This window comes from Lyngbya sp. CCAP 1446/10 (assembly GCF_026130175.1).
Classification (GTDB): Bacteria; Cyanobacteriota; Cyanobacteriia; order Cyanobacteriales; family Microcoleaceae; genus Microcoleus.
Genome location: NZ_JAIGNI010000152.1, coordinates 1 through 704, shown reverse-complemented (window position 1 = coordinate 704; position 704 = coordinate 1). Strand labels below are relative to the sequence as shown.

Here is a 704-nt window from a genome sequence, read left to right as displayed (position 1 = left end):
GAAAAGTAGCTAATGGATTTAAAGAAACAATGAAAATTATTTTTGATGAATATCTACCAAAATGGAATTATCGTGCAGTGCCGACTATTTAACCAACGCTAAAGTTATTAAATTTTCATTCCTAACTGGGATTATATTTAATTGCAAGCCCCTAACCGTTAATTTCCCAAGCCGGAGTCCCTTTAATCTTCGCAGCTTCGCAAAGATCTCGCCGAGCATTTTTTCCTTGAGGATTGCACTCGATATAATTGATAATGCGAGCCGCCTCTTTGCCAAAACTTGCCTTCTGCATCTGACAGTGTTCGCAGGTAAAAGAGCCATACATTTTAGCTCCCACTCTTTTTAAATGCTGTGCTAAAGCAATTTCCGAAGCACCAGAAGATGTTGTCACCTTCAAGCTAGTTTCCTTAGCAGTACCGAGATTATTCACATCTGCATAAAGACCGATCGAGGAAATCAGCACTAACATAGATACCAGAATTCCTATAAAAAATAATTGACCGATATCCTCCCACTCGCGACCGATTAATGCTAATACAAACAAGCTAATTGCAAACAAAGCAGACGCAACACAATAAATACAAACTGCTTTGATATCAACAGCCAGTACATACATCAAATGTATCCGCTCAATAAATCGGGGTAACAGCAAAAAAGAAGGTTCACAATCTAGGCACAGCATGGTAGAATATGATTCATGACGC

General features: G+C 38.8%; 1 pseudogene. It reads right to left on the bottom strand.

Annotated elements, in window-relative coordinates:
- Positions 1–151: 151 nt before the first annotated feature.
- Positions 152–704 (bottom strand): annotated as a pseudogene (locus tag K4039_RS27620) (hypothetical protein); the annotation flags it as partial.